We start from the raw sequence: 20,716 nt of genomic DNA, 5'->3' as shown, positions 1-20,716 counted from the left end.
CACCTCACCCCACCCTCTCCCCCCTGAAGGGCGGAGAGGGCTACCTGGGATCGGTCGGGTTGCGTGGTTCGACAGGCTCACCATGAGGACAATCTTATTGCCACAAAAACTTTCCTCATCCTGAGCTTGTCGAAGGACGCAGGATCGGCGGGCCTGCATCATCCCGCTTCGGCCGCCGCGGCCTCGACTTCGGGGCGGTGGATGCGCAGGCGCTTGAGCTGGCGCGGGTCGGCGTCGACCACCTCGAATTCGATGCCGCTGGGATGGCTCACCCGGTCGCCCGCCTCGGGCACCCGGCCGGCCAACGACACCACCAGCCCGCCCAGGGTGTCGATGTCCTCTTCCAGGTCTTCCAGGGCCAGGCGGGTTTCCAGGGCGGCCTCGACGTCCTCGACCGGGGTCCGCGCATCGGCATCGACGACGCCGTCCGCGCCGATGTGGAACATCGGGGCCTCGACCTCGTCGTGTTCGTCCTCGATGTCGCCGACGATTTCCTCGACCAGGTCCTCGATCGTCAGCAGGCCGTCGGTGCCGCCGTATTCGTCGATCACGATGGCCAGGTGCGAATGCTCCTCCTGGATGCGGGCCAGGACTTCGCGCAGGGACAGGGACGGGGGCACGAACAGCACCGGCTTGAGGATCGCCTGGATCTGGAACTTGTCGCGCCTGGCCCAGTAACGCAGCACGTCCTTGACATGGACCATGCCGATTACATCGTCGAGCGACTCGCTGTAGACGACCAGGCGCGAATGCTCGCATTCGACGAAGGTCGCGACCAGCTCGTCCAGCGAAATGGTGTTGGCCACGGCATAGATGTCGGCGCGGGGCACCATGATGTCGTCGACCGACATCTCGCCGAATTCCAGCAGGTTGCGGATCATCTCGCGCTCGCCCTGGTCGGGGGCGTGGGCGGCCGCTTCCTCGTGCTCGTCGATGATGTCTTCCAGGCTCTCGCGCAGGGACTGCTCGGGCTTGCCCCGGGCGATGCCTTTCAGCCAGTTGAGCCAGCCGCTCATGTTGGCGTCGCGCGGGGGCCTGCTCGAACTGCCGCTGTCGCTCATCGGACCGCCTCCGCAGGGTGGTCCGCGAGGGCGTAAGGGTCGGCGACGCCCAGGCCGGCCAGGACCTGCCGTTCCAGGCCTTCCATCTCCTGGGCTTGCCCCTCGTCCTCGTGGTCGTAACCCAGCAGGTGCAGAACCCCGTGGACGACCAGGTGCTGGGCATGGGCGGCCAGGGTCTTGCGCTGCTCGGCGGCTTCCTGCGTGCAGGTGCCCAGGGCCAGGATGACGTCGCCCAGCGGGCAGGGCGCGGCCTTGGGCAGGCGCGCCAGGCCGGCGGCGTCGATGCCGGGGAAGGACAGCACGTTGGTCGGCTTGTCCTTGCCGCGCCATTGGTGGTTCAGGCGGCGCACGACCTCGTCGCTGCTCAAGGTCAGGTCGATTTCCAGCGGGCCGGCCGCCTGGTCGAGCACCGGCAGATGCCCGCGCCCGGCGGCGAAGGCGGCTTTGGCGGCGCGGGTCAGCATGGGGCGCACCTCAGGAAGCGCGCGTGCCCAGGCCCGATCCTCGAGACGGAGACTGACCTTGGGGGGGCTGCCCTTGGGAGGATTGGCCGGGACCGATCGTCGTCGGCCCTGGGGGGCGGTTCGCGGCGGTGTCGCCCGTGGCGGCGTTGGCGTCGTCATGGCGGCGATCCGGGGTCGGCTCCTTCTTGGGGACAGGGGGCATCAGCGGCGGGTACTCGATGCGGGTGTGATAGACGCCCAGGGTCAGGACGCGCACAAAGGCGGCCTCGACCTTGGCCAAGTCCTTCATGGTCAGGGCGCAGTCGTCGAGCTGGTGGTCGGCGATCTTTTCGCTGATCACCTTGGCGACGCGCTCGCGCACGTCGGCGGGCTTGGGCTCCTTCAGGGCCCGGGTCGCCGCCTCGACCGTGTCGGCCAGCATCAGGATGCCGGATTCCCGGGTCGCGGGACGGGGCCCTGGATAGCGGAATTCCGCCTCGTTCACGGTCTCGCCCGTGGCCTGCGCCCGCTCGACCGCGCGCTGGTAGAAGACGCGCAGCAAGGTGGTGCCCTGGTGCTGGGTGATCGCGTCCAGCACCGGGCGGCCCAGGTGGTGCTTGCGGGCGATGTCGATGCCGTCCTTGATATGGGCGAAGATGATGCGGGCGGAGAGTTCCGGCGGCAGGCGGTCGTGAATGTTGCCGCCGCGCTGGTTCTCGGCGAAGTAACTGGGCCGTTCCATCTTGCCCAGGTCGTGATAGAGCGCCATCACCCGGCATTGCAGGCCGTTGCCGCCGATCGCCTCGGCCGCCGTCTCGGCCAGGTTGGCCATCATCACCGAGTGGTAATAGGTGCCGGGCGAGCGCAGCGCCAGTTGCTTGAGCAGCGGGTTGTCGGCCGAGGCGAGTTCCAGCAGCCGCATGTCGGTGGTCTCGTCGAAGATCCATTCCAGCAAGGGCAGGCCCGCGGTGGTGAAGGCCGCGGTGAGCAGGGCACCGACCACGCCGGCGACGGCGCTGGCCGCGAAATAGCTGAGCTCGGCCGGCGGCACGGTGGTGTCCAGCACCACCATGATCGGCACCAGCACGAGTTGCGCCGCCGCGACCGTCAGACCGATCTTGAGAATGTCGGAGCGGCGGCGCCCGCGCCTGGCGGTCATGCCGGCGGCCAGCACGGCGACCAGGTAATGGGCCAGCACCCAGATGTCGCCCCCGACCCGGTAGGCCATCAGCAGGGCCAGGCCGATCCCCACCAGCAGGCTGGTGCGGGTGTCGACCACCAGGGCGACCACCACGGTGGCGATGGCGACCGGTGGCAGGAAGGTCGCCGCATCGGCCGGGAACCCCAGGCCGACGGCGACGCCACGCCCGGCGTACCAGCAGGCGATGCCGATCAGGGCGGTGCCGGCCAGCACGGACAGCGTCATGTAGATCTGCTTGCGCCCCAGGTGCGAAGGGGTGCGCGAGGCGCGGAAGAAGCTGCCGCCCAGCAGCGTCAGGCCCAGGATCAGGGCGCCCACCGCCAGGGTCTCGCTCAGCGCCGAGCGCTGGGCGCCGCCCTCGTTCAGCAGGCGCAGGCGGTCCTGCGCGGTCTTGGTGACGCGGTCGCCCTCGCGGATCACGACCTCGCCCACCGCGATGCGAACCATCACCGGTTCCACGGCGACCGCGGCCTTGGCGCGCAGGGTCTGGGTCTTCTGCGGGTTCGACAGCAGATTGGGCGCAGCCAGCGCGATGGCCGTGTCGACGATGAAGCCGCGCACGCCGCGCGCGCTGCCGTAGGGCGCATCGCCCGCCCGGGCCTGGATCAGGCGGCGGATCTGGGCCACGTCCATGACCCCGGCGACCAGGGCCTTCTCCAGCCGGTCGCGCTGCAGGTCCTGGACATTGATCGGGCCTTCGGCCGGCAGGTCGCCCCGGTCGCCGGCGACCATGCGGTCGAGGCCGAGGTTCAGCAGATAGCCGATCGCCGCCGCCGCATCGGCCGGGCTGTCCAGCCGCTCCAGGGCATCGAAGGTGACCTGGGGCACCGGCCGGCCCAGTGCCTCCTGGAAGGCGGCGCGGCGCTGGGCCGGGGCCAGGGTCATTTCCCGGGCGCGGGCGGCCATCTGCTCGAAGGCCTCGGTGACGCGCTTGGCCAGGGTGAGGTAAAGCTCGGGGTCGTAGTCGAAGACGGGCAGGCTGGCCTCGGCCGCGGCGGCCCGGCGGGCATCGGTGGCGGCCTTGTCCTCGACCGAGACGGCCCGTTCGGCGCGCACGGTCTCCGAGGCGATGGTATCGAGCGGCGGGATCGGCCGGACGGATTGGCCGGCCGGCGTGAAGATCAGGGTCAGGCCGACCACCAGGAGCGCGAACACCGGCGCATCGAGCCAGGGCCGCCAGCGGGTCCAGCGGTCTTCCGCCAGGGCGCGGATCGCCGTGGCCGACAGCAGGGCCCGTGCCCGCACCAGGTCCGAAGCTTCGGCCGGGTCGGTGGGGTTGGCGGTGCCGGCGCTCATGGGCGCGGCGCCTCTTCGCGCAGGCGGTAGGCCCGGACGATCTTGGCGACCAGCGGGTGACGGACCACATCACCTTCGCCGAAGCGCACGAAGCCGATGCCGTCGACACCCTCCAGGGTTTCGACCGCTTCGGTCAGGCCGGAACGTACGCCCGGCGGCAGGTCGATCTGGCTGGGATCGCCGGTCACCGCCATGCGGCCGTTCTCGCCCAGGCGGGTCAGGAACATCTTCATCTGGCCGGCGGTGGTGTTCTGCGCCTCGTCCAGGATGACGAAGGAATTGGCGAGCGTCCGGCCGCGCATGAAGGCGAGCGGCGCCACCTCGATCTCGCCCGATTCCAGGCGCCGCGTGACCTCGCCCGGCGGCAGCATGTCGTGCAGCGCGTCGTAGAGCGGGCGCAGATAGGGGTCGACCTTTTCCTTCATGTCGCCGGGCAGAAACCCCAGGCGTTCGCCGGCTTCGACGGCCGGGCGCGACAGCACCAGGCGGTCGACCCGGCGGTCCAGCAGCATGGCCACGGCGACGGCGACCGCCAGATAGGTCTTGCCGGTGCCGGCCGGGCCCAGCCCGAACACCAGTTCGTTGCGGCCCAGCGCCTCGAGATAGGCGGCCTGCATGGGCGAGCGGGCCAGGATGGTGCGCCGGCCGGTGCGAATGCCGGGGACGGCGGCGGTCTGGGGCGGATCGTGGGATTCCGCCGCCTGGGCCAGGCGGACGGCGCCGTCGACGTCGCCCGGCGTGATCTCGTGCCCGCCCTCGAGCCGCTTGTAGAGGTCTTTCAGGGCGCGCCGGGCGGTCGCGGCCGCCGGCAGTTCGCCGGTGATGGCGATGCGGTTGCCGCGCGACGAGACCGAGACGCCCAGGGCGCTCTCGATGCGCGCCAGGTGCACGTCGTGCTCGCCGAACAGGTGGCGCAGCAGCCGGTTGTCGGGAAAGTCGATGATCATCGGACGCCGGCCGTCACCGTCTTCGCGGCGCTCGGACGAGGGTTTGAGTGTGGGCATGGGGTCGTGCGCTCTCAGGCCGCCGCCTCGGTGGCGCCGACCAGGCGTCCGCCCAGGCTGTTGGGATGCGCCGAGGTAATGGCGACGTCGACGATCCGGCCCATCAGCTCCGCCGGCAGGTCGGCATGGACCCCCTGCATATAGGGGCTGCGGCCCACGGCCTGGCCGGGGTGGCGGCCGGGCCGGTCGAACAGCACGGGCAGGACCCGGCCAACGCAGGCCTCGTTGAACTGGCGCTGGCCTTTGGCGATCGCCGCCTGCAGGCGGGCGAGCCGTTCCGACTTGACGTCGTCGGGCAGGCAATCCGCCATCATGGAGGCGGGGGTGCCGGGGCGCGGGCTGTACTTGAAGCTGTAGGCCTGGGCAAAGCCGATCTCGGCCACGAGGTCGACGGTGGCCTGGAATTCCGCCTCGCTCTCGCCCGGGAAGCCGACGATGAAGTCGGACGACAGGGCGATATCGGGCCGCGCCTTGCGCAGGCGCTCGATCACCCGGCGGTAATCGTCGGCGGTATGGCGGCGGTTCATGGCGTCCAGGATGCGGTCGGCGCCCGACTGCACCGGCAGGTGCAGGAACGGCATCAGCGCCGGCACCTGGGCGTGGGCCTCGATCAACTCGTCGTCCATGTCGCGCGGGTGCGAGGTGGTGTAGCGGATGCGCTCCAGCCCCGGGATTTCGGCCAGGGCGCGAACCAGCCGGCCCAGGGACCAGCCCTCGCCGGCGCCATAGGCATTCACGTTCTGCCCCAGCAGGGTGATTTCCCGCGCGCCCAGCGAGGCCAGGTGCCGCGCCTCGGCCAGGACCGCGGCGGCCGGGCGCGAGGCCTCGGCCCCGCGGGTATAGGGCACGACGCAGAAGGTGCAGAATTTGTCGCAGCCTTCCTGGATGGTCAGGAAGGCGGCCGAGCCTTCGACCCGGGTCTGTGCCGGCAGGCCGTCGAACTTGGAATCGACCGGGAAATCGGTATCCAGCGCCTCGCCCTTGGTGCGGTGGGCGCGGGCGATCAGCTCGGGCAGGCGGTGATAGGCCTGGGGGCCGACCACCAGGTCGACCGCCGGGGCCCGGCGCATGATCTCGGCGCCTTCGGCCTGGGCGGTGCAGCCGGCGACGGCGATGGTGATCGAGCCTTCGCCGCGCGCTTCGCGCTCCAGGCGCAGGTCGCGCAGGCGGCCGACGTCGGAATAGACCTTTTCGGCGGCCTTTTCCCGGATGTGGCAGGTATTGAGGATGACGAGATCGGCCTCGGCCGCATCGTCGACCGCAGCGTAGCCCAACGGCGCCAGCAAATCGGCCATACGACCGGAGTCGTAGACGTTCATCTGGCAACCATACGTCTTAATACAGAGTCTTTTGGCCACCGAGAGCCTGCTTCCCTGCCCATAACCGCACCGGGCGGCAATCGCGTCTGAAGCCCCTGGATATGGGTCCTCCAAGCCGCGCGATCAATGCCAGCCCACCCGACAGCGGGGCGTAATCAACAGCTACAACCTTTAGGGTTGGGGGGCCGCGGAGTCAAGGTTGGCGGGGTCGCGGCCGCACTGGCGGCTTCAGTCGAACATGCCCTGGATCTGGCGGCCGTGGCCGGCGCGGATCACGGTTTCGCAGTGGCGCGCCAGGGCCTTGCGGCTGCCGGCCTCGGCCACGGTCAGGGGGGCGTGGAATTCGACCTCGGCGGTGATCGGGCCAAAGCTGAGCGCCTGGAGCAGGTGGGGCACCAGTTCCATGTCGCCGAACCAGGTGAAGAAGGGGCGGTAGTCGCGCCCCATGGGCATGCCCTGGAGCTTGGTATAGCTGACCGTGACCGGCTGCACCACGACCGGGCCGCGGCTGCCGTCGCGCCGCGGCACCTCGATCTCGGCGGCGCCGAACAGCGCGCTCTTGAAGGGTAGTATCCGGTTACCATCGGACGAGGTGCCCTCGGGGAACAGGATCAGGTTGTCACCGCCCTCCAGGCGTTGCACCAGCACGTCGCGGCTCTCGGCCGTGCGGCTGCGCCGTTCGCGCTCGACGAAGACGGTGCGTTGCAGCTTGGCCAGGAAGCCGAAGATCGGCCAGCCCTGGATCTCGCTCTTGGCGACGAAGCTGGCCGGGATGACCGCTGACATCACAGGGATGTCCAGCCACGAGGAATGATTGGCGATGAACAGCACCGCGCTGCGCCGGTGGCGCCGGCCGTGCACGACGACGCGTACCCCTAAGATCCGGCACAGCATCTTGTGAAAGAAGAAGGGCACCGCGACCGAAACCTTGCGGTCGAGCAGCAGGGCCAGGAGTTGCACCGGGATCATCACCACCAGGGTGACCAGGAACAGGGCCAGGCGCAGGACGGCACGCAGGCGGGCGGTGCGGCCGCGGCCCGGGGCCACGGCCTTGGGCAGGTCGGGCAGGGGGCCTTGCGAGAAATCATAGGGGTTGTTGGGCCGGCTGCGGCCGATGCCGGAACGCTTGCCGCCCTTGGCGGGCTTGTCCGCCGGCGCGCCGGCGGCCGCCTGTGTCATTCCCGGCGTCCTGCCCGGGCGAGCAGCTCGTGTGCCTTTTCGAGTTCCGCCTTGTTGGCCCGGTCGATCGGCACGCCGTAGAGCTCCAGCCGGTGGTCGACCAGGCGGAAACCCAGTTCCTTGGCGACGAATTCCTGCAGCTTCTCGATATCTTCGTTGCGGAACTCGATCACCTTGCCGGTCGACAGGTCGATCAGATGATCGTGGTGGGAGTCGGGCACTTCCTCGTAGCGCGAGCGGCCGTCACGGAAATCGTGCCGTTCGAGGATGCCGGCCTCCTCGAACAGGCGCACCGTGCGATAGACCGTGGCGATCGAAATCTTGGGGTCGAGCGCGATCGCCCGCCGATAGAGTTCCTCGACATCCGGGTGGTCGGTCGACTCCGACAGCACGCGCGCGATCACGCGGCGCTGGTCCGTCATCCGCATGCCCTTGGCCAGACAGATATTTTCGATACGGTCGCGCATGGGCCGATGGGGTTGTCTCAAGGTGAATCGCGGGCAGTATGCCGCGCCACGGCGGCCGCGTCACCCCGCCACGCAAAAAATACGGCGCTGCGGCGATCAAATATTCAATGATAACTGCGAATGATACGCAAAATCCCGATCAGCCCGCTCAATCGGGCAGATCGGGATGCCAATCGCCGCCGAAATCAGCCGCGGCGGGTGCGCTTGCGACGCGAGGTGCCCAGGCCGATTTTCTTGGCCAGATCACGCCGCTGCTCGGCGTAATTGGGGGCCACCATCGGATATTCGGGCGGCAGGTCCCAGCGCGCGCGATATTCTTCCGGCGTCATGTCGTAAGCGGTCTTGAGATGACGCTTCAGCATCTTCAGCTTCTTGCCGTCTTCCAGGCAGATGATGTAGTCGGGCGTGATCGACTTCTTCACCGGCACGGCAGGCTGCGGGCGGACCGGCGCCGGCTCGACCTTCGGCGCGCCAATATTGGCGAGGGTGGCATAGACCTGCTGGATGAGCTGCGGCAACTCCGAAACAGGCACCGAATTGTTCGAGACGTGGGACGCCACGATTTCCGCTGTCAGAGACAGAATTTCGCTATGCGCCGCCGTTTCGTCGCTCATCGCCTGGATCCTTTCATGAAAGCACACGATTCATACCGAATCATATGAACCATATTTCCTATAGAGGCAGGGACTGTCGAAATCAATTTATTCTTCTTTGAATTTAGTCGGGCTCAAGTCCCGAATTTCAGACGATGCCCCAAAAGGCCCGACCGGAAATCTGCATGCACCCAAGTCGTCGGCGGAATTGGGGGCGATTATTTGCCGTTGCGGCCCGCGGCCAAGTCGCCGACCTGCCGCGCCATGACAAGGGCGTCGACGGCGGTGCCGTCGGGCCGCCGGTAATAGCCGCGGCGCCGTCCCGTTTCAGTAAAGCCGATCGCCTCGTAAAGCGCGATGGCCCCGGGATTGTCGACGGCGACCTCCAGGAACGCGGTGCGGGCGCCCCTCAGCACCCCTTCGCACAGCCCGGCCTCCAGCAGGCGGCGGGCGACGCCCTGCCGGCGCGCCCCTGCTGCCACCGCGACGGTCATGACCTCGAGTTCGTCGGCAGCGGTGCGCAGCAGGGCGAAACCGTCGCTCCCGGCAATCTGGGCAAAGGCGCCCGGCATGGCCAGGAGCCTGGCCATCATGGCCTCGTCCCAGGCGGCGTCGCGAAAGGCGGCGGCGTGCAGCATCGCCATCGCCGGGATATCGCCGGCCAGGGCCAGGCGCGCCGCGGTCATGGTGCGACCGGCAGCTTGGCGTCGGGCGCGCGCAGATAGATCGGCTCGGGGGCAGGCGCCGATCGGGCGGGGGGCGGGCGTGACGCCACCCATTGCGCCAGCACCGCGGCATCGGGCGACGCCGACGGTTCCAGGTGCAGGTCGCCGTCGCGGTCCAGCGCCGCCGCCACCAGGGCCGCCCCGCTGCCGGCCAGGCGCAAATGCCCGGCGGGAACCTGGGACGCCACGACGGACAGGGCCACGGCAGCCGGTTCGCCCAGGGGCGTGCCGTCGGGGCGAAAAGCTGGGCATAGACCTCGCCGCGCCCGGCATCGAGGGTGGCCAGGGTGGGACCGGCCACCGCCGGCAAGGCCGCCGCCAGGATTTCCAGGGTCGAGGCGCCGAAGATCGGCGCCCCGGTGGCCAGCGCCAGGCCCCGGGCCGCGGCCAGCGAGATCCGCACGCCGGTGAAACTGCCGGGGCCCAGGGTGACGCCGATCCGGTCGACGTCCGCGGGGCGGAGGCCGGCGCGGTCCAGCACCGCGCCGATCATCGGCACCAGGGATTCGGCCTGGCCCTGGGGCCGCGGATCATCGCTGCGCGCCAGGATCCGGCCGTCCTGCCACAGCACGACCGAGGTCGGCCCGGTGGCGCAATCGAAGGCGAGAACGATCACGGCCGGGCCCCAGGCTCAGGCGATGGTGCAGGCGTCCTCGAAGGCGAGGCGGGGGCTGCGCTCGAACAGGGCGGACGGATCGCCGATCCCGAGGTTGATCAGGAAGTTCGACTTGATGCGCGTGCCGGCGAAGAAGGCGGCATCGACCGTCGCATTGTCGAAGCCCGACATGGCGCCGGTGTCCAACCCTAAGCTGCGCGCGGCCATGATCAGGTAGGCGCCCTGCAGGGTGCCGTTGCGGAAGGCGGTGGTCTGTTCGACGACGGGGTCGGCGAACCAGTCCTTGGCCCCCGGCGCATGGGGGAACAGCACGCCCAGGCGCTGGCCGAAATCGAGGTCGTGGGCCACGATCACCGTGGCCGGCGCGCTCATGGTCTTGGCCAGGTTGCCGGCCGACAGGGCGGGCTTGAGCTTTTCCTTGGCCTCGGGCGAGATCACGAAGATGAAGCGGGCGGGCGAGCAGTTGGCGCTGGTCGGGCCCCACTTAAGCAGATCGTAGAGCGCGCGCAGGGTCGCCTCGGGGATCGGTTCGGGCTTGAAGCCGTTGTGGGTGCGCGCCGTCCGGAAAAGCTGGTCCAGCGCCGTATCGTTCAATGCCCCGCTCATTGAGACCTCACAGAATGTTGGTGGGTTGACACGACTGAAACGACAGTCCCGGACGCCGCGATCGCGACGCCCGGGACAATTATCGGGCCTTTGCCGGCAGACTGAACGGCTGGGTCAGACGGCGCGGACTTCCAGCACTTCGGGAATGTAGTGGCGCAGCATGTTTTCGATGCCCGACTTCAGGGTCGCGGTCGAGCTGGGGCAGCCGGCGCACGAGCCCTGCAGGTGGAGATAGACCACGCCTTCCTCGAAACTGTCGAAAATGATGTCGCCGCCGTCCTGGGCCACGGCCGGGCGCACCCGGGTTTCCAGGATTTCCTTGATCTGCTCGACGATCTCGGAATCGGGCTCGCTCGCGGCCGCCGCCGTCGGCGCGGTCTCCTCGAGGATGGCGTCGCCGCTGGCGAAATGCTCGACGATGGCGCCGAGAATGGCCGGCTTCAGCTCGTCCCAGCCGCTGTCGCCCTTGGTCACGGTGACGAAGTCGCTGCCGAAGAACACGCCGGTGACGCCGTCGACGCCGAACAGGCGGCGGGCCAGGGGCGAGCGCTGGGCGGCGGTCGCGTTGGGGAAGTTCACCGTGCCCGCGGTCATCACGTCGCGGCCGGGCAGGAACTTGAGGGTGGCCGGGTTGGGGGTGGATTCGGTCTGGATGAACATGGGCGCTGGTCCTTTTGGACACGAGGCGGTCAAGATTTAACTCTACATGGCGGATGCCTCGCTTAAGATCAAGGAATCAGGAAGACCTGCAACGCAGCCATGTCACAGCCCGCCCGCGCCACCACCATTCCCCAGGACGAAATCTGGGACGAGACCCTGACAGCCGCGGCCCAGATCGCGGCGCGCGGGCCCCTGCCCTCCCTGCCGGCCGGCACCGCCGAGGGGCCGGTGGCGGCCTTTCTCATGGCGGCGGCCACCGCCCGGCTGGACCCGCCGAACCTGATCGGCGAATTCGCCAATACCCTGTTCAGGGCCGGCCTGCCGATCTTCAAGGTGACGTCCGGCATCTTGATGCTCCACCCGCAGATCTATGCCCGGACCTTCGTCTGGGACCGGGAGACGGGGGTCGAGGTCATCTCGCGCGGCTTTGAGGTGCAGACCTCGGACTTCTACCTCAGGAGCCCGGTGCGCCTGATCCACCTGGGCGCCCACGGTTTCCGCCGCCGGCTGGAACACCATTCGGGGCCTTATGATTTTCCCGTCCTGGAAGACCTGGCGGCCGAAGGGGCGACGGACTACCTGATCCGCCCGCTCGACTTCGCCACCACCAGGCGCTCGTTCATCTCCTTTGCGACCGACCGGCCCGGCGGCTTCACCGACGACGACCTCGCCCGGCTGGACAGTGCCGTGCCGCTGGTGGCCATGCGCTTCGAGATCACGGCCCAGCGCGCCCTGCTCGACAGCCTGCTGTCGCTGTACCTGGGACGTGATGCGGCCCGGCGCGTGGTGACCGGCTCGGTCCGGCGGGGCGAGGGCAGCACCATCCGCGCCGCGATCATGACCTGCGACATGCGCGGCTTCACCCGGCTGTCGGACCGGGCCAAGCCGGGCGAGGTGATCGCCCTGCTCGATACCTATTTCGACGTGGTGACCCTGGCGGTTCACGCCCATGGCGGCGAGGTGCTGAAGTTCATGGGCGACGGCTGCCTGGCCATCTTCCCGGCCGACGAGGGCACGGGGACCGGCGGCGAGGCCGGCGACGCCTGCCGCCGCGCGCTGGCCGCCGCGCAGGCGGCCCTGGCCGGCGTCGCCGCGATCGAGGAACTTCCGACGGCCCTGGGGCCGGCCGGGCTGAAGGTCGGCTTCGCGCTGAATTTCGGCGACGTCGTCTATGGCAATATCGGCTCGAGCGAGCGGCTGGATTTCACCGTGATCGGCGCGGCCGTGAACGAGGTCGCCCGGGTCGAGGCCCTGACCAAGGTGCTGGAGCGGCCGCTGCTGGCAACCCAGGCCTTCGCCCGCACGCTGGGCGACGAGGGAAACCTGCGGTCACTCGGCCAGCACGTCCTGCGCGGCCGCCGCGAGCCCACGGAAATCTTCACGGTCGATGACGGCAGCTAGAGCCGGCCGGCGTGTGGGACAGGCATTGTGCGTCCTTCGAGACGCCACTCTGCGAGTGGCTCCTCAGAATGAGGAGGTTTTTTTGCCATTAAGATTCTCCTCATCCTGAGGAGGCCCGGAGGGCCGTCTCGAAGGACGCACCATGGCCGTGCGATCAGGCCAGGTCGTCGACCTCGGCCGGCGACAGCTTGCCCGGCACGATGGTGATCGGCACGCGGAAGGTGCCGGACATCTGGCCGGCCAGGGCCGAGACCAGGGGGCCCGGCCCCTCCGATCCGGTGCCGGCGCCCAGCACCAGGATGCGGATCGTGGGATCTTCCTCGATCAGCTTCAGCAACTGCTCCCGGCGCACGCCCTCGCGGATGATCAGTTCCGGGATCATGCCGGCCACCCGCTGGACATCCTCGGCCAGGTCGTGAAGCACCGCCTCGGCCTCGTCGCGGGCCTCGTCGCGCATGATCTGGGCGACCCCCAGCCATTGCGGCATGTCGGACGGCGGCTCGATCACGAACAGCAGGGCGACCATGCCCTTGGTCTTGAGCGCGCGGCGCGCGGCATAGCGCAGGGCCAGGCGACACTCGGGCGTGTCGTCCACCACCACCAGGAACTTGCGGACGCTATCGGCGCCTGGCGGCACCGCGGGCGTGGTCTCGCTCATGTCAGGCTCGCTCTGGCTGGATCGATCCAGATGGTGCCATCGCCGCGCCTCACTTGTCGAGGATCGCGGCGATCTCGCGCAGTTGGGTGCGCGCCCGCAGCAGGAAGAAGCCCTGGGCGACCAGATGGTTGGGCAGGAACTGGCCGTCGAGCTGGCCGTTCCAGACCATGATGGGATGGAACATCGCCGTCTCCTCGAGGCTGGCGATGGCTTCGTCCCAAAGCGGCGCCAGGCCGCGCTCGGTGATGATCTGGTCGAAGTCCTGGCGCAGGCCCTTCATGATCAGGAAGTAGCCATAGGCCTCGCCCTTCACTCGGTAGAACAGGTCGTCGCAGGTGAAATCGAAGATGTTGCCGCTCTCGTCGCGGATCTGCTTGTCGAGGGCGGCCGAGATCGAGCCGACGTCGAGCGCGATGCGGGAGATCGCGGCCTGCAGGTTGTCGGCCCGCCGGTCGAACACCGCCTTGCCGGCGGCGACATTCGCGTTGTAGGCGTTCAGCGCGCGAATGCCGGCGCGGTACTGTGCCTCGGAGGTTGCGGTCGGCAGGATCGAGGTGGAGAGGTCGAAGACCCACTTGGTACCGGAGTACTGCAAGGTGCTCAACGCCTCGGCCAGGTCCTTGTCGACTTCGCCCGAGCCGCGCACGCGGCCGATCTGGTCGCGCAGCTCGATGGCGAAGGTCGCCACCGCATCGACGATGCCCTGCTGGAAGTTCGGCATGTTGTCGAGCGCGCCCGACGGGAAGAAGAACGGGTCGTTGGCGACCCAGCCGTTCACATTCACCTCGCGGTCGACCAGGGCGGCGGCGACCGCCACGGCCCGGCTGGCACCGGGGGGGACCATCGATGTTGCAGGCGCGAAGGACAAGTCGTCGTCGACCTTGTGGGCGATCAGCATGCCGATGGGATAGTACAGCAGGAGGATCGCGGCGATAATGATTCCAAGGGTTTGCCAAACCCAGCGGCGGCGCCACAGGCCGCTGAAACGGCCGCCGCCACCCTCCGTGAAGACCTTGCTGCCGGCCATGATCGCCCCCTGGTTTGCAGTATCGGTGCCAATAGTCACGAGGTCGCGGGCCGGGTCAAGTCGTGCCGCAACGCGGTATCCATTGCTTATGTAACTCAAATGGTCTAGGCATTTAGGTGCGATCGGGGTTACCTTATGTAATGCCGTGGTGTAAACGGCGCGGGTTTGCCGGTAGCGAGAGCACGCCGGAACCTCAATCCCGGTTGAACCGCACGGGGTGGTTGCCCGGGCAAATTCTATTCGGAACGCGACAGGGGGCACGAAGCACATGGCCGCTAAAGGCAAGAATACGGTTGTCGGGCCGTCTCATCCCGGCGTCAACATCGCCGATGCGGTGCTGGCAAAGCTGGGCCTGACCCAGGATCAACTGGCGAAGCTGACCGGCGTTTCCCGCCGCACCATCAACCAGCTGGTGAATTTCCGCCGCAATCTGACCGCCGACATGGCGCTCCGCATTGCCAAGGTTACCGGCACCTCGGCCCGCGAATGGCTGGAACAGCAGATCGCCTACGACCTGCACCAGACCGAGCAGGCGCTGTCCAAGATCCTCGCCAAGATCCCGCATGCCAGCTCCAAGCCGGCCAACCCGACGCCCAAGCCCGCCCCCAAGGCGGCGAAGCCTTCGGCCAAGCCGGTGGCGAAGGTGACCAAGGCCAAGCCGGCGGCCAAGCCCGCCGCCGCCGTCGCCAAGGCTGCTGCCAAGCCCGCGACCAAGGCGGCGAAGGCCAAGCCCGCCGCGGCCAAGCCGGCGAAGAAGGTCGCGAAGAAGAAGAAGTAGAAAGAGCCCTCTCCGCCCTTCAAGGGGGGAGAGGGTTGGGTGAGGTGGGTGGTCGGCTTAGGGCGCGACTGTGCCCGCGACCACCTCACCCTCCCGTCGCTCACGCGACAGGCCCCTCCCTCTCCCCCGCAAGCGGCGGAGAGGGGATGAACTCAGAGGAAGCCGACGATCCGCTTGGTCTCGGCCAGGATCGGTGCGGCGATCGCCGCCGCCCGCTCGCCGCCCTGGCGCAGCACCCCGTCGACATAGCCGGGATCGGCCACCAGGCGGCGCATCTCGCCCGTGATGGGCGAGAGCACGCTGACCGCGCGTTCGGTCAGGGCGCGCTTGAAGTCCGAAAACTGCTTGCCGGCAAAGGCGGCCACGACATCCGCCAGGCTCTCGTCGGCCAGCGCGGCGTAGATCGTCATCAGGTTGGCCGCCTCGGGCCGCGCAGCCACCTCCTCGACCGTCTCGGGCAGGGGCAGGGGATCTGTCTTGGCGCGGCGGATCTTCTGTTCGATGTCGTCGGGACTGTCGGTCAGGTTGATGCGCGACTGGTCGGACGGGTCCGACTTGGACATTTTCTTGGTGCCGTCGCGCAGCGACATGACGCGGGTCGCTTCCCCCAAGATCAGCGGGTCGGGCGCCGGGAAATGTTCGACGCCGAAGTCGTGGTTGAACTTCTGGGCGATGTCGCGGGCCAACTCCAGGTGCTGCTTCTGGTCCTCGCCCACGGGCACGTGGGTCGCCTTGTAGGCCAGGATGTCGGCCGCCATCAGATTGGGATAGGCGAACAGGCCGACCGAGGCATTCTCACGGTCCTTGCCGGCCTTTTCCTTGAACTGGGTCATGCGGTTGAGCCAGCCCATGCGGGCCACGCAATTGAAGATCCAGGCGGTTTCGGCATGGGCCGAGACCTTGGACTGGTTGAACAGGATCGAGGTCGTGGGATCGATGCCGGCGGCGATCAGGCTGGCCGCGACCTCGCGGATGGCGCGGGTCAGGTCGGCCGGATCCTGCCAGACTGTGATGGCGTGGAGATCGACGACGCAATAGATGCACTCGTGGTCGTGCTGCAGCTTCACCCAGTTGCGGATGGCGCCCAGGTAATTTCCCAGATGCAGGTTGCCGGTGGGCTGGACACCGGAAAAGACGCGGGGCTTCGACATGGGTGAGGTGCTCGTTGCTGTTGTCGCGAGGTGTTATGGCGCGCCCGGCACCGGCCGGTCAACCAAAGCGAAGCAGCCGCTTGAGGTCGGCGAGCCCGATCGCCCCGGTCGCCAGCGCCGCCAGCAGGAAGGCCAGGCCGCCGCTGCCGACCAGGAACAGCAGGGTACCGATCCGCCACAACAGGTCGCGGGCGAAGAAGGGCCGGGCCAGATATTCCAGGCCCAGCAGGACGACCACCATCACCGCCGTCGCCAGGACCAGGCGCAGGCTGCGCGTGATCAGCCGGGTATCGGGCACGAAATAGCCGCGGCGGTGCGAGGTCAGGCCCAGTTGCCCGACATTGACCCAGGCCGCGACCGTGGTGGCGATGGCCAGGCCCACATGTTCCAGCGACCACAGCAGCGACAAGGCGACCACCAGGTTGGCGATCATGGCGATGATCGCCAGGCGTACCGGGGTGCGGGTGTCCTCGCGGGCATGGAAGCCGGGCGTGAACACCTTGGTCGCGACGAAGGCGGGCAGGCCCAGGGCGAACATGGCCAGGGCATCGGCCGTCGCCCTGGTATCGCCGGCGGTGAAGGCACCGTGCTGGAACAGGACACCGATGATCGTCTCGGGCAGGGTGACCAGGGCCGCCGCCGCCGGCAGGGTCAGCAGCAAGGCCCCTTCCAGCGCCCGGTTCTGGCTGTGCAGCGCCTGCTCCATGTCGCCCTTGGCAAGCTGGCGCGAGAGGATCGGCAGCAGCGCCGTCGAGACGGCGATGCCGATCACGCCCAAGGGCAACTGGTTGAGCCGGTCGGCATAGAACAGGAACGAGACCGCGCCCGAAGGCAGCAGCGACGACAGGATCATGTCGACGAAGACGTTTACCTGATAGACACCCGCCCCCAGCACGGCGGGCATCAGCAGGGTGAAGAAGCGCCTGATTTCGGGGCTGACGCGCGGCCGGTAGAGGCGCAGCGACAGGCCCGCGCGCTGCAGCGAGACGGCCAGCCACAGGAATTGCGCCATGCCGGCGATGGTCACCGCCACCGCCTGGGCGTGGGCCGGCTCGAAATGCCGGGCCGGGCCGATCAGCGCGCCGATCAGGATCAGGTTCATCACGATCGGCGTGCCCGCCGGGGCGGCGAAGCGGTGATGGGCGTTGAGGATCGCCCCCATGAGCGAGACCAGGCTGATATAGGCAAGATAGGGGAAGGTCAGCCGGGTGAGTTCCACCGCCAGGGCGAACTTGGCCGGATCGGCGGTGAAACCCGGCGCCAGGACGTGCATCGCCTCGTTGGTGAAGACCATCACCAGGGCGACGAAGCAGGTCACCACCAGGGTCAGCAGGGTGCCGATCTGGCCGGCGAAATAGGCCGCCCTGGTTTCGCCGTCGGGCCCGCTCAGCAGCCGGGAATAGAGCGGCACGAAGGCCGCATTGAAGGCCCCCTCGGCAAACATCGCGCGCAGGAAATTGGGCAATCGGAAGGCGATGATGAAGCAGTCCGCCGCGACACCGGCGCCCAGCACGGCGGCAAACAGCGTATCGCGGACAAAGCCCAGAATCCGGCTGCCCATGGTGAAGCTGCCGATGGTGGCGACGGACCGGAGCAGAGCCATGGCGCGGGACGGGATCCTTCAGCGGGTCGCGGCGCGGCGCGGCCGGGCCGCGGTGTCCGCCCCGGCGGGGCCGGCGCCGACGACCGTCACGCTGCCGGCGGGCGGCGGCGTCAGCACGTCGATCAGGCGCCGCTCGATGGCTTTGAGCTTGCCGCCGTGGCGCACCTTGTGGCCGAACAGGTCGGAGACATAGAAGACGTCGACCGCGCGTTCGCCATAGGTTGCGATATGGGCCGAGCGGATGGTCAGGTTCAGGCCGAACAGGGCGCGGGTCAGCTCGAACAGCAGGCCCGGCCGGTCGCGGCCGTTGACCTCGATCACCGTCATGCGGGTCGAGGCGTTGTTGTCGATCAGCACCCGGGGCACCACGGTGAAGTTCATGGTCCGCTTCGACGGTGCCGCCCGGCCTTCCAGAATCTCGCGCGGGCGCACGCTGCCCATCAGCACCTGCTCGATGGTGGTAGAGAGCTTGGCCAGGCGTTCGGGCCGGTCGAACGGGTCGCCCTCGGCGTCCTGGATGGTAAACACGTCGAGCGCCATGCCGTCATGGGTCGTGAAGATCTTGGCGTCGACGATCGATGCCCCGCAAACCGAGATCGCCCCGGTCACGCGGGCGAACAGGCCGGCGTGGTCGGCAGTATAGAGCGTCACCTCGGTCACGGCGCGGAAGCGGTCGATGCGGGTCGCCAGGGTGAGCGGGGCATTGTCGCGGTCGGCTTCGCGGATCAGGCGGGCATGGCGCTCGATCGAGGGGGCGTCGGTCGACAGGAAGTAGCTGTCGGGGCAGCGGCGGAAGAAGGCCTCGATCTCGTCCTGGCGCCAGTCCTTGAGCCGCGCGCTCACCTCGGCGTGGCCGCGGGCCAGCCGGTCGCGCCCGGCGGTGACATGGCCACCCGACAGCAAAGGCTCGGTCTCGTGATAGAGGGTGCGCAGCAACTGGCCCTTCCAGCCGTTCCAGATGCCCGGCCCCACGGCGCGGATATCGGCGACGGTCAGCACGATCAGCAGGCGAAGCCGCTCGGGGCTCTGCACCAGTTCGGCGAAATCCTGCACCGTCTTGGGATCGGTGATGTCGCGCTTGAAAGCGGTGTTCGACATCGCCAGGTGGTAGCGCACCAGCCAGGCGACGGTCTCGGTCTCGGCCTCGGTCAGGCCGAAGCGCGGGCACAGCCGCTCGGCGATCTCGGCCCCCACCACCGAATGGTCGCGGCCGCGGCCCTTGGCGATGTCGTGGATCAGCACGGCGCAGTACAGCACCCGGCGCGACAGGATCTTGGCGACGATCTCGTCGGCCACCGGGTGTTCCTCGGCCAGTTGCCCGGACTCGATTTGATGCAGCACGCCGATCGCCCGGATGGTGTGCTCGTCGACCGTGTAGACATGATACATGTCATATTGCATCTGGGCGACGACACGGCCGAAATCGGGCACGAAGCGGCCGAAGACCCCGGCCTCGTTGAGGCGGCGCAGGGCAGTCTCGGGGTCCTTGCGGCTGGTCAGGATGTCCAGGAACAGTCGGTTGGCCTCGGGGTCGGCGCGCAGGGTGGCGTCGATCCGCTTCAGGTTGCGCGTAATCAGGTGCAGCGCATGGGGGTGGATGTCCAGTTCCTGGCGCTGGGCCACCTCGAACAGGCGGATCATGTCGATGGGGGCAAGCTCGAACTGGGTGTCCTCGATGACGCTCAGCCGGTTGCCTTCCTGGAGGAAGCCTTCCAGTTTCTTGGCGCGCTTGGGGATCCGCAGCAGCTTCAGCCGCGACGAGCGCCCGCGCGCCTGCTCTTCCAGGTTGGCGCAGAAGATGCGGGTCAGGCTGCCGACGTCCTTGGCCACCAGGAAGTAGTGCTTCATGAAGCGCTCGACACCCTTGGTGCCGGCGTGGTCGGTATAGCCCAGGCGCCTGGCCAGTTCGGGCTGGACATCGAAGGTCAGGCGTTCCTCGGGCCGGCCGGTGACGAAGTGCAGGTGACAGCGCACATCCCACAGGAAATTCTCGGCCTTGACGAAGCGGCGGTATTCATCGGCCGAGAGCACGCCCTTGCCGACCAGGTCGGCGGCGTCGTCCACCTTGTGGATGTATTTGGCGATCCACCACAGGGTGTGCAGGTCGCGCAGGCCGCCCTTGCCCTCCTTCAGGTTGGGCTCGACCGTGTAGCGGGAATCGCCCATGCGGCGGTGGCGGTCGTCGCGCTCGGTCAGCTTGGCTTGCAGGAAGTCGGTCCCGCTGCCCGCCATGACGTCGCGGGTGAAGCGGTCTTTCAGTTCGGCATAGAGCAACTGGTCGCCCCACAGCCAGCGCATCTCCAGCATGGCGGTGCGGATAGTCTGGTCCTGCTTGGCCAGGCGGATGCACTCGTCGACCGAACGGGTGGCATGGCCGACCTTCAGCCCCAGGTCCCACAGCAGGTAGAGCATGAATTCGATCACCTGCTCGTGCCAGGGCGTCTCCTTGTAGGGCAGCAGGAACAGGAGGTCGACGTCCGAACCCGGCGCCAGCTCGCCCCGGCCATAGCCGCCCAGGGCGATCAGGTCCAGGCGCTCGCCCGCCGTCGGGTTCACGATCGGATAGAAATGGCCGACGGTGAAGTCGTGCAGGGTGCGGATGATCTGGTCGACCAGGAAGCACAGGCCGGCGGCGGTCTCGCGGCCGGTCGCCTCGGTCGCTTCCAGGCGGCGGCGGCATTCGGCCCGGCCGGCGGCCAGGGCGGCCTTGAAGATCTGCACCAGGCGGATGCGCGTGGCGGCGTTGCCCAGTTTCTCGGCGGCCATGGCATCAAGCGTCTCGACCAGCTCCTTGCGGTCGATGATCGTGCGGCGATGCTTGACGGCGATATCCATGCGTTCCTCGGGCTCTTTCCGCCCCTATAGGTAAGGCATGGCCAGTCCGCCGTCGACGGGGCGATGGCAGAATTGACGCCAGGGCGGGGCTGG

General features: G+C 68.3%; 19 protein-coding genes and 1 pseudogene. 2 read left to right on the top strand and 18 right to left on the bottom strand.

What is annotated here, in order from left to right:
* Positions 1 to 158 precede the first annotated feature (158 nt).
* The 13 genes and pseudogenes from D3874_RS23420 to D3874_RS23360 all read right to left on the bottom strand — a co-directional run bounded on the left by D3874_RS23420 (position 159) and on the right by D3874_RS23360 (position 11,170).
* Positions 159 to 1,061 (bottom strand): hemolysin family protein, encoded by a 903-nt coding sequence (locus tag D3874_RS23420; protein ID WP_119781567.1) that lies wholly within the window; start codon positions 1,059 to 1,061, stop codon positions 159 to 161.
* Positions 1,058 to 1,525 carry an rRNA maturation RNase YbeY gene (gene ybeY / locus D3874_RS23415; RefSeq protein ID WP_199699230.1) on the bottom strand — a complete coding sequence of 156 codons (468 nt, stop codon included), beginning with the start codon at positions 1,523 to 1,525 and terminating at the stop codon, positions 1,058 to 1,060. Before ybeY ends, D3874_RS23420 begins: the two co-directional genes overlap by 4 nt.
* 10 nt (positions 1,526 to 1,535) lie before the next feature.
* Positions 1,536 to 4,001, bottom strand: coding sequence for an HD family phosphohydrolase (locus tag D3874_RS23410; RefSeq protein WP_119781563.1), 2,466 nt, complete (start codon positions 3,999 to 4,001; stop codon positions 1,536 to 1,538).
* Entirely contained in the window at positions 3,998 to 5,005 is a 1,008-nt protein-coding gene (locus D3874_RS23405) for a PhoH family protein (protein ID WP_119781561.1), read from the bottom strand. The genes D3874_RS23410 and D3874_RS23405 overlap by 4 nt, the downstream gene beginning before the upstream one ends.
* A gap of 14 nt (positions 5,006 to 5,019) precedes the next feature.
* Positions 5,020 to 6,363, bottom strand: a complete 1,344-nt coding sequence (miaB, locus tag D3874_RS23400) for a tRNA (N6-isopentenyl adenosine(37)-C2)-methylthiotransferase MiaB (protein ID WP_119781559.1) — start codon at positions 6,361 to 6,363, stop codon at positions 5,020 to 5,022.
* A 189-nt stretch (positions 6,364 to 6,552) separates the two neighbouring features.
* On the bottom strand, positions 6,553 to 7,503 hold the full coding sequence (locus D3874_RS23395; RefSeq protein WP_119781557.1) for a lyso-ornithine lipid O-acyltransferase: 951 nt from the start codon (positions 7,501 to 7,503) through the stop codon (positions 6,553 to 6,555).
* Positions 7,500 to 7,925: a Fur family transcriptional regulator gene (locus D3874_RS23390; protein WP_456306432.1), complete on the bottom strand. Its 426-nt coding sequence runs from the start codon at positions 7,923 to 7,925 to the stop codon at positions 7,500 to 7,502. The genes D3874_RS23395 and D3874_RS23390 overlap by 4 nt, the downstream gene beginning before the upstream one ends.
* A gap of 230 nt (positions 7,926 to 8,155) precedes the next feature.
* Positions 8,156 to 8,584 (bottom strand): MucR family transcriptional regulator, encoded by a 429-nt coding sequence (locus D3874_RS23385; protein WP_119781553.1) that lies wholly within the window; start codon positions 8,582 to 8,584, stop codon positions 8,156 to 8,158.
* A 197-nt stretch (positions 8,585 to 8,781) separates the two neighbouring features.
* Positions 8,782 to 9,249 carry a GNAT family N-acetyltransferase gene (locus tag D3874_RS23380; RefSeq protein WP_119781551.1) on the bottom strand — a complete coding sequence of 156 codons (468 nt, stop codon included), beginning with the start codon at positions 9,247 to 9,249 and terminating at the stop codon, positions 8,782 to 8,784.
* Positions 9,246 to 9,491, bottom strand: a complete 246-nt coding sequence (locus D3874_RS23375; RefSeq protein ID WP_119781549.1) for a hypothetical protein — start codon at positions 9,489 to 9,491, stop codon at positions 9,246 to 9,248. The genes D3874_RS23380 and D3874_RS23375 overlap by 4 nt, the downstream gene beginning before the upstream one ends.
* Positions 9,492 to 9,520: 29 nt before the next feature.
* Positions 9,521 to 9,904 (bottom strand): annotated as a pseudogene (gene tsaB / locus D3874_RS23370) (tRNA (adenosine(37)-N6)-threonylcarbamoyltransferase complex dimerization subunit type 1 TsaB); the annotation flags it as partial.
* Positions 9,905 to 9,919: 15 nt separating this feature from the next.
* Complete coding sequence (locus tag D3874_RS23365) at positions 9,920 to 10,510, bottom strand: malonic semialdehyde reductase (RefSeq protein ID WP_119781547.1); 591 nt, start codon at positions 10,508 to 10,510, stop codon at positions 9,920 to 9,922.
* Positions 10,511 to 10,624: 114 nt separating this feature from the next.
* Positions 10,625 to 11,170, bottom strand: a complete 546-nt coding sequence (locus D3874_RS23360) for a NifU family protein (protein WP_119781545.1) — start codon at positions 11,168 to 11,170, stop codon at positions 10,625 to 10,627.
* 99 nt (positions 11,171 to 11,269) lie between these two features.
* Between D3874_RS23360 and D3874_RS23355 the strand changes: the two genes are divergently transcribed.
* On the top strand, positions 11,270 to 12,571 hold the full coding sequence (locus D3874_RS23355) for an adenylate/guanylate cyclase domain-containing protein (protein WP_119781543.1): 1,302 nt from the start codon (positions 11,270 to 11,272) through the stop codon (positions 12,569 to 12,571).
* 154 nt (positions 12,572 to 12,725) lie between these two features.
* Here the strand turns inward: D3874_RS23355 and D3874_RS23350 are convergent, their stop codons facing one another.
* Together D3874_RS23350 and D3874_RS23345 are read right to left on the bottom strand one after the other, a co-directional pair.
* Entirely contained in the window at positions 12,726 to 13,229 is a 504-nt protein-coding gene (locus D3874_RS23350; RefSeq protein WP_119781541.1) for a universal stress protein, read from the bottom strand.
* Between the two features lie 49 nt (positions 13,230 to 13,278).
* Positions 13,279 to 14,256: a DUF2333 family protein gene (locus tag D3874_RS23345; protein WP_158596187.1), complete on the bottom strand. Its 978-nt coding sequence runs from the start codon at positions 14,254 to 14,256 to the stop codon at positions 13,279 to 13,281.
* Positions 14,257 to 14,524: 268 nt separating this feature from the next.
* Between D3874_RS23345 and D3874_RS23340 the strand changes: the two genes are divergently transcribed.
* Positions 14,525 to 15,034 carry a HigA family addiction module antitoxin gene (locus D3874_RS23340; protein WP_119781537.1) on the top strand — a complete coding sequence of 170 codons (510 nt, stop codon included), beginning with the start codon at positions 14,525 to 14,527 and terminating at the stop codon, positions 15,032 to 15,034.
* 152 nt (positions 15,035 to 15,186) lie between these two features.
* Here D3874_RS23340 and trpS read toward each other — a convergent pair whose 3' ends face one another.
* Genes trpS through D3874_RS23325 form a run of 3 tightly spaced genes read right to left on the bottom strand, consistent with a single transcriptional unit; the run spans position 15,187 to position 20,623 of the window.
* A complete protein-coding gene (trpS, locus tag D3874_RS23335) occupies positions 15,187 to 16,185 on the bottom strand; it encodes a tryptophan--tRNA ligase (protein WP_119781535.1) in 999 nt (332 codons plus the stop codon).
* A 58-nt stretch (positions 16,186 to 16,243) separates the two neighbouring features.
* Positions 16,244 to 17,788, bottom strand: coding sequence for a murein biosynthesis integral membrane protein MurJ (murJ, locus tag D3874_RS23330; RefSeq protein ID WP_119781533.1), 1,545 nt, complete (start codon positions 17,786 to 17,788; stop codon positions 16,244 to 16,246).
* 18 nt (positions 17,789 to 17,806) lie between these two features.
* Positions 17,807 to 20,623, bottom strand: a complete 2,817-nt coding sequence (locus tag D3874_RS23325; RefSeq protein ID WP_119781532.1) for a [protein-PII] uridylyltransferase — start codon at positions 20,621 to 20,623, stop codon at positions 17,807 to 17,809.
* Positions 20,624 to 20,716: the final 93 nt, after the last annotated feature.

This window comes from Oleomonas cavernae, from assembly GCF_003590945.1.
Classification (GTDB): Bacteria; Pseudomonadota; Alphaproteobacteria; order Zavarziniales; family Zavarziniaceae; genus Zavarzinia; species Zavarzinia cavernae.
This window is presented reverse-complemented; position numbering and strand designations above follow the sequence as displayed.